Genomic DNA, 8546 nt, shown 5'->3' on the forward strand with positions numbered 1-8546 from the left:
ACGCCGAGCGCGAACGCGACGAGTTGCGGGAGATGGAACGTCGGCAGATCCGTGCGACCCCAACGGGCGGCGGCGTCCTGCTGGTAGCCGTCGAGCGCGAGGTGGCAGAGCGGGCACGGCGTGATCACCGCTTCGGCGCCGTGCTCTTTGGCCATGCGCATGTTTTGTCCGACCATCGAGGGCGCGACGCCGTCTTTTTCTAACTGGATGTGGAATCCGCAGCAGCGCGTTTTGCCGGCGTAATCGATGGCTTCGCCGCCGATGGCCTCGATCACGTCTTCGAGCGAGTGCGGGTTGCGGGCCGACTCCCAGCCGTTGACTTTCTCCGGACGAATGATGTGACAGCCGTAGAACGGCGCGACCTTTAGACCGTTAAGGGGACGCACGACCATCTTGCGCAGGTTGTCGAGACCGATGTCGTCGATGAGCAGCCACAGCAGATGACGGACGGTGACGTTGCCGTTGTATTTGGCGCCGAATTTCCCGAGGATGCCGTTGGCTTGGAGCATGTGCTCCTCGCTCTCGAGCAGCTCTTTGTTCGCGGCGCGCATGTGCCCCGTGCAGGTGGAGCAAATCGTGATGACGTCGTCGAGACCCAGCGCTTCGGCCTGCGCGTAGGTGCGGGCGTTGAGCACTCGCGCCACGTCGCGGTTGGTATCGTTCACGACCGACGCGCCGCAGCACGAAGCCGCGGTCAGTTCGATGAGCTCGATGCCGAGTTTGTCGGCGAGCAGCATCGTCGAGTTGAAAAGTTCCTTGCACGATTCCTTGGCCACGCAGCCCGGGAAGAAGCCGTACCGCTTCGTATCTTTGCTGTGCGTGCGTTTGTGCGAATCCGTCGCGCGGTCTTCGGGTAATAGCGAGGTGGACATTAGCTTACCGGGACCTCCAAGGCTTCAAATATGGTTCGGACTTCATCGACTTTCGGAATCGGTTTGAGGAACGGCGGCGGCAGTTTCCCCTTCGATGCCATGCGCAGGCCGAGCGGTGCGACTTTCAACAATCCGATGATATTGAAGCGGCCGACGGTGCCTTGGATGAGTTCGGTCTCGGCGAGCATGCCGGTTTTTTTGATGGTCTTGTTCGTCGTAAGCGCGTGGCGCGGCCCGCGCTCGTTGAGCATGACGCGATCGTTGATGGCGGCGCGCTTGACGTCGACGATGCGATCGTGGGGATCGACATGTTTGGGGCAGTACGAGCACGCGTAGCAGTGCGCGCACAGCCACAAGTAATCTTCGCTGATCTGCGCGATGCGCTCTTTACGCTGGCCGTCGCGGACGTCTTCGATAAAGCGATACGCGTATGCGATCGCGGCCGGTCCGGCAAACGACGGATCGACGCTGACGACCGGGCAGAGGGCGTAGCAGGTCGCGCACATCACGCAGTTGGCCACGTCCACGAGCTTGCGCATGTCCTCGGGGCTGACGCGACGCTCGGTCGCGTGATCGGCATCGCTATCCTGCGGCTGCAGATAGGGCTTGAGGCGCGTGTACTTGTCCCAAAACGGGTCCATGTGCACGACCATGTCCTTCATCGGCTGGAAGTTCGGCATCGGATCGACTTTGATCGTGCCTTCCTTCGTTACGACGTCCTTGCAGTTGGTCTTACACGCAAGGCCCGTCACGCCGTTAATGTTCATCGAACACGACCCGCAGATCGCCGAACGGCACGAGCGGCGGAAGCTGATCGACCCGTCGACCTGCGCCTTGGCCTCTTCGAGCGCGTCGAGGACGGTGATGTTCTCCGGCGCTTCGATGCTGACGATGTCGCGATGCGGAATGGTATCGACGGCTTCGTCGAAGCGGAAGATGTCGAGTTTGATCTGCGCCATAATTAGTAGGATCTCACAGTCGGCTGCCACTTGGTGATTTCGACCGCGCGCGAGTAGTCGAGTTTGGGATCGTCGCCGTTATTGCGCCAAGCGAGGGTGTGTTTCATCCACTGCTCGTCGTTGCGTTCGGGGAAGTCGGTTCGCGACTGCGCGCCGCGCGACTCGGTCCGTTCGAGCGCGCCCTTGGCGAGGCACTGCGCGGCGTCGATGAGGAAGTCGGTCTCGAGCGTGTTCACGAGATCGGTGTTGAACGTCTTGGACTTGTCCATGACGTAACACGTCTCGTCGAATGCCTTGCGTACGCGCCGCAACTCGTCGACCGCCGTCTGCAGCCCTTTTTGGTCGCGGAAGATGAAGGTGTTCTCGCTCATCGTCTTATTCATCGCGTGGCGCAACGCCGGGCCGCGTTCGCCGGAGTTGCGCGAGAGCAGGCGGTCGATCTTGTCCTGCTGCTCTTTGAGCGTGCGCACCGACGGCTTGACCGTGCCGACTCCTTTGATGTAGTCGACGGCGTGCCGGGCGGCGCGGGCGCCGTAGACGATCGTCTCGAGCAGCGAGTTGCCGCCCAAGCGGTTGGCACCGTGAACGCTCGCGCACGCGGTTTCGCCGGCCGCATAGACGCCGGGAACGCGCGTGGCGCCCCACTTGTCGGTCTCGATGCCGCCCATCGTATAGTGCGCGCCGGGAAGAATCGGAATCGGCTCGTCGATCGCGTCCTTGCCGGTCGCGTCCATCGCGAGTTCGCGAATCTGGGGCAGTCGTTCGAGAATCTTTTCGCGGCCGAGGTGGCGGATATCGAGAAGCACGCAGCCGTCGATGCCGCGTCCTTCGAGAATCTCGGTCCACTCCGCGCGCGAAACGACGTCGCGCGAGGCCAACTCGCCCTTATTCGGAGCGTACTTAAACATGAAGCGCTCGCCGGCGGCGTTGAGCAGATGGCCGCCCTCGCCGCGCGCGCCTTCGGTCATAAGCACGCCGTTTTCTTTGAGCGTCGTCGGATGGAACTGCATGAACTCCATGTCCATCAGCGGGATGCCCGCTTGAAACGCAATGCCCATGCCGTCGGCCGTCGATGCGTAGCCGTTGGTGGTTTTGAGGTACATGCGTCCCGCCCCGCCGGTTGCGAAGATCGTCGCCTTGGCATTGATCAATTCGAGCTCGCCGTTACGCATATTGTAGGCTACCAGGCCCGTGCCGATGCCGTCTTCGATGCAAAGGCCGGTGGCGAAGTACTCCTCGTATACCTTGATATTAAATCGTTCGAGCTGTTCCCACAACGTGTGGAGGATGACCAGTCCCGTGACGTCCGCCGAATAGCAGGTGCGCGGCGATCCGGCTCCGCCGAAGGGGCGCTGGGCGATCCGCCCGTCGGGCATGCGGGAGAAGATGCAGCCGCGATGTTCGAGCCAGATGATCTGATTGGGTGCGTCTTCGCACATCGCTTCGATCGCGCTCTGGTCGCCCAAATAGTCGGAACCCTTCGCGGTATCGAAGGCGTGGTTTTCGGGGGCGTCGTCCTCACGATTACCGAGGGCGGCGTTGATTCCGCCCTGGGCCGCACCGGAGTGACTGCGAACCGGATGCATCTTGCTGACGACTGCAACGTCCGCACCGCGCTCGGCCGCTTCCACGGCGGCGCGCATTCCGGCCAAGCCGCCGCCGATGACGACTACGTCGTGGTTGATCAAATTCCGACCTTTCCCGAGTGGTGAAAAGCTTTGCTTCTTTATACTACCCGAGCGAGGCGAGGCCCCACGACCTTAGTGGCACGGATTCAGGCAAGCAGGCGGATCGCGCGATTAGGCCTCGGCCTGGGCGGCGGCGAGGCCGCCCGCGCGAACGTAAAACTGGTAGCGGTTCTTGCCGGCCTGTTTGGCGACGTAAAGCGCTTCGTCGGCGGCGAAAAAAAGCGTTTGCGCGTTGATGCCGTCGGTCGGAAACATCGCGATGCCGATCGAGGATTGCAGGCCGCTTCGGTGCAATGCATTTTGGACGCGTTCGACCGCTCGCCGGGCCTGCTCGCGCGTGGCCTTGCTGATGACGTGGACGAATTCGTCGCCGGCATAGCGCGCGATAATGTCGCCCTTACGGGCCGACTTCTTGAGCACGTTGGCGAACCGTTTGAGCGCCAGGTCGCCTAAGCTGTGGCCGCCCGAGTCGTTGATCTTCTTGAGGTCGTCGAGATCGAAGATGGCAAAGGCGAAGGGCGTGTCGTAGCGCTCGGCATTGTGCAGCTCCCGCTCGAGCATCTCGTCGAGCGCGCGCCGATTTGGAATGCCGGTCAGCGTGTCGGTAAGCGCCAGGCGCTGCGTCTCCTCGAGCAGGCGGCGGGTCTCCTCGTACAAGCGCGCGTTCTCCACCGCGATCGCGGCCTGCGCCGCGAAGTCGAGCAGCACGTGAAGCTGATTCTCGCTTACGACCTCCGACGGCGGACCGTCGACGTAGAGCATGCCGCGCACGACGTCGCGGGCGACGAGCGGCGCTATGCAGTACAACCCATTGGTATCGTGTAGCGGTTTGTCGAGATCGTCGCAGCTGCCGAAAGCAACTTGCACCGAACCCATAGCGATTTCGTGCAAGGTTGAAACGGCGCGAAAATCGAGATGGTCGGCCGAATGCAGCACGCAACCGGCGCCGTCACCCTCGAGACGGCGCACGATGCTGCCGTCGTCGAGGACGTCGAAGAGAATAACGCGCTTGAATTTGAGCGCCTCGCACACGCCGCGTAAGACCATCGAGAGGATGTCGTCGATTTCGAGCGTGGAGTTGATCGTCGAAAAGACTTGCTGCAGGACGAAGAGTTCGGCGTTGCGCTTGGCGTATTCGTCGCGTTCGGCCTCGCTCGTAGCGAGGCGAGACCTCAGCCGTTCGATCTCCGCCTGGAGGTCGGCCGCTCGGGCGTGTTGCGTCGTCGAGTCCTCCTCGCCGGACAGGTTCGAGCCCACCTTTACTGTAACGTCGTAACCGGCCGTTTTCTTTAGTGGCACGGTCTTTAGTAGTTCCTTCGGGCCAGCAGTCGAGGTCGTACCCGTCCGGTGAGTGAGCAGTTCGTCCATCTCCACGTACACAGTGAATACTCGCTGCTGGACGGAGCCTGTCGCGTCGACAAGCTCTGTCGCCGCTCGGCCGAAGACGGCAGCCCCGCGGTGGCCCTCACCGACCACGGCGTCATGTACGGCGCTATGGAGTTCTATTACTCGGCGCGCGATTTCAAACTTACGCCGATCATCGGCTGCGAAGCCTATATCGCTCCGCGCGGCCGCCTCGACCGCACCGTACGCGACGAGGCCCACGTCACGCTTCTGGCCGCCGACTTGGTCGGCTACCGGAACCTGACGGCGCTGATCTCGAAGGGCTTCCTCGAGGGCTACTATTACAAGCCGCGGATCGATCTCGATCTGCTCGCCAAGCACAACGAAGGGCTGATCGTGCTCTCGGGCTGCATGTCGGGGCTCGTCGCGGCGCCGTTGCTCAAGAACGATTACGCGACGTCGCTCGCCGCCGCAAAAACCTATCGGCAGATCTTCGGCGACCGCTTCTATATCGAGGTCATGCGTCATGGCATGCCCGAAGAAGAAGCGATCAATACCGGTCTGATCAAGATCGCGCGCGAGCTGCAGATACCGATCGTCGCAACCAACGATTCGCACTATCTCGAACAGCGCGACGCACCCGCTCACGACGTGCTCCTCTGCATCGGAACCGGGAAGACGGTTTCGGATACGAGCCGGATGAAGTTCTACTCCGATCAGTTCTACGTGAAATCCAACGAGGAGATGCGCGAACTCTGGAAAGACCTGCCCGAGGCGTGCGACAACACGGTCGAGATCGCCAAGCGCATCGATATTCGGATCCCGGAAAAGATCTTTCACCTGCCGGCGTTTCCCGTTCCGCAGCACGACGCGAGCGAAGAGAAGACCGCCGAGTCGTATCTGCGGGATCTCTGCGAGGCCGGTCTGATCGAGCGTTACGGGGTGGAGCGCGCGCGCGACGACGCGGCATTGCGCGAGCGGCTGGAGTACGAGATTTCGGTCATCACGACGATGGGTTTCGCATCGTACTTTTTGATCGTGTGGGATTTCATCAAATACGCTCGCGACAACGACATCCCGGTCGGGCCGGGGCGCGGCTCCGCCGTCGGATCGCTCGTCGCCTACAGCTTGAAGATCACCGATCTCGATCCGATCAAGTTCAAGCTGATTTTCGAGCGTTTCTTGAACCCCGAACGTATCTCGATGCCCGATATCGATACGGATTTTTGCGTCGAGCGGCGCGACGAAGTGATCCAATACGTCACCGACAAGTACGGCAAGGAACGCGTCGCCCAAATCGTGACGTTCGGCACGATGGCGGCACGAGCCGCCATTCGCGACGCGGGGCGCGCGCTGGGCGTGCCGCTGCCCGACGTGGATCGCGTCGCGAAGATGATCCCCTCCGGTCCGACCGGGCTTTCGATCGGCGACGCGCTCGATCAAATTCCCGATTTGAAGCTGCTCTACGCGCAGTCGCCGGAGATTCGCAAGCTGCTCGACACGGCCAAGGCCATCGAGGGACTGACGCGCAACGCGGGCACCCACGCGGCCGGCGTCGTCATTTCGGCCGGGCCGCTCGTCGAATACGCGCCGCTGGCCAAGAGCGATGCGGGCATCAATACGCAATACGATATGGTCTGGGTCGAAAAGATCGGTTTGCTCAAGATGGACTTCTTGGGCCTGCGCAATCTGACCGTGATGAAGAATGCGGTCGACGAGATTCGGCGTACGACCCATTCCGAGTTCGATATCTCCAAGATTCCCGACGACGATACGCGCACGTTCGAGATGCTCTCACGCGGCGATACGATGGGCGTCTTTCAACTCGAGTCCGAAGGTATGGTGCGCGTCTGCGCGGAGCTGCGCCCGTCCGATCTCAACGACATCATCGCGCTCGTCGCGCTCTATCGGCCCGGTCCGATGGAGTGGATTCCGCAGTACATCAGCAACAAGCACGGGCGAACGCAGCCGACGTATCTGCATCCCAAACTGGTGGCGATCCTCGGCGATACGTACGGTATCGCGTGCTACCAGGAGCAGGTCATGCAGATCGCGCGGGACGTCGCCGGTTTCTCGATGGGGCAAGCCGACGAGCTTCGCAAAGTCATGGGGAAGAAGCAGAAAGAGAAGATCCCCGCGTACCGCGAAAAATTCATCACGGGAGCGCGCGAACACTCGGGCATCGAGGAGAAACTCGCGGGCGATATTTTCGCGTTCGTCGAGCCCTTCGCCGGGTACGGGTTCAATAAGTCGCATGCGGCGGCATACGGCTGGATTGCGTATCAAACCGCGTATTTGAAAGCCAACCATCCGCTACAGTACTTTGCGGCGCTGATGAGTTCGGTCAAGGACAAGACCGATAAACTCGTGGAGTACGTCGACGAGGCGAAGAAGCTCGGCATCGCCGTGCTGCCGCCGGATATCAACGAGTCGCTGACGGACTTTGCCGTCGTCGACGATCAGATTCGATTCGGCCTCTCGGCGGTCAAGGGCGTGGGCGAGGGCGCCGTTGCGCTCATGCTCCAGGCTCGCGATCGAGCCGGGAAGTTTGCCGATCTCTTCGAACTCGCGAAGCGCGTCGATACCAAACAGGTGAACCGCCGCGTCTTCGAGGCGCTCGCGAAATGCGGCGCCCTCGACGGGCTGCCGGGCAACCGCGCGCAAAAACTCGAGGCGGTGGACACGGCGATGGATATCGCGGCGGCGGAGTCGCGCGACGCGCAGCGCGGACAGGTTTCGCTCTTCGGCGACGCACCGGCGGTGATGGCGGGCCTGACGCCGACGCTGCCGATCGTCTCGGCGCCTTCGACGATGCAGATGCTGCAATGGGAGAAAGAGACGCTCGGCATCTTCGTTTCGGGACACCCGCTCGCCGACGTGACCGAAGCGCTCGCACGGACGGGCGCCATCGCCGTGAAGGATCTGCGGGCGCGCGACGACGAGTCGTTCGTTACCGTGGCCGGAATGGTCACCGCGGCGCGCCGGACGCTCACCAAGGCCGGAGCGCAGATTCTCATCGCGACCATCGAGGATACGACCGGCAGCGTCGACGTGGTGGTGTTTTCGAAGATTTATCCGCAGGTGCAAGGGTACTTCGAACCGGATCGCATTTTGATCGTCAAGGGGCGGCTGCGCATGCGCGAGCGGCCGGGATCCAACGGCGGCGAAGAAGCGCCCGTCGAGCTTTCGGTCAGCGCCAACGAGGTCTCGCCGTTCGAGCGACCGCCGCACGTACCGCAGCCGCTCGGCTGGCACGTGACGGTCGGCCGCCGCGAACAGGTCGATCGCCTCGCCGCGTTGCTCGACGAATGGCCGGGCGTCGTACCCGTCGTCGCGCACGCGGGAACCCGATCGCAGCGTCTGCCGCGCGGCATCGCCGGCGACTATCGCGCGCGCGGCGAACTGGAGCGCATCTTCGGTCAAGGCAACGTTCGCGAGGGCGGCCCTTGAAAACCGTTACCAAACCGCGCTTAGTCGCGCTCGATATCGACGGGACGCTGATCGGCCGCGACCTGATCGTACATCCGCGCGTCGTCGAAGCCATCGCGCAAATGCAGCGGCGCGGCGTTCGCGGCGCGCTCGTCACCGGCCGGATGTACCGTTCGGCGCTGCCCTACGCGCGCCGGCTCAAACTCGACGCGCCGGTCGTCTGCTATCAGGGCGCCGCCGTGATCGATCCCGGG

General features: G+C 62.5%; 6 protein-coding genes. 2 read left to right on the top strand and 4 right to left on the bottom strand.

Annotated elements, in window-relative coordinates; translation table 11 throughout:
• The 4 genes from VIG32_01885 to VIG32_01900 form a co-directional block, all read right to left on the bottom strand.
• Positions 1-872 (bottom strand): CoB--CoM heterodisulfide reductase iron-sulfur subunit B family protein (locus VIG32_01885; protein ID HEY8296760.1); only part of this gene is annotated, 872 nt, incomplete at its 3' end.
• On the bottom strand, positions 872-1831 hold the full coding sequence (locus VIG32_01890; protein HEY8296761.1) for a 2Fe-2S iron-sulfur cluster-binding protein: 960 nt from the start codon (positions 1829-1831) through the stop codon (positions 872-874). The genes VIG32_01890 and VIG32_01885, both read right to left, overlap by 1 nt.
• Before the next feature lie 2 nt (positions 1832-1833).
• Complete coding sequence (locus tag VIG32_01895; protein ID HEY8296762.1) at positions 1834-3519, bottom strand: FAD-dependent oxidoreductase; 1686 nt, start codon at positions 3517-3519, stop codon at positions 1834-1836.
• 111 nt (positions 3520-3630) lie between these two features.
• Entirely contained in the window at positions 3631-4818 is a 1188-nt protein-coding gene (locus VIG32_01900; protein ID HEY8296763.1) for a GGDEF domain-containing protein, read from the bottom strand.
• 48 nt (positions 4819-4866) lie between these two features.
• On the opposite strand from VIG32_01900, the gene dnaE reads away from it, so the two are divergent.
• Both dnaE and VIG32_01910 read left to right on the top strand, forming a co-directional pair.
• A complete protein-coding gene (gene dnaE / locus VIG32_01905) occupies positions 4867-8313 on the top strand; it encodes a DNA polymerase III subunit alpha (GenBank protein HEY8296764.1) in 3447 nt (1148 codons plus the stop codon).
• Positions 8310-8546 (top strand): HAD family hydrolase (locus VIG32_01910; protein ID HEY8296765.1); only part of this gene is annotated, 237 nt, incomplete at its 3' end. The genes dnaE and VIG32_01910, both read left to right, overlap by 4 nt.

This window comes from Candidatus Baltobacteraceae bacterium (genome assembly GCA_036559195.1).
Taxonomy (GTDB): domain Bacteria; phylum Vulcanimicrobiota; class Vulcanimicrobiia; order Vulcanimicrobiales; family Vulcanimicrobiaceae; genus JALYTZ01.

Excerpts from the sequence above, each read along its gene's own strand:
- VIG32_01890 (HEY8296761.1), bottom strand. The coding sequence starts at position 1,831 with ATGGCGCAGATCAAACTCGACATCTTCCGCTTCGACGAAGCCGTCGAT.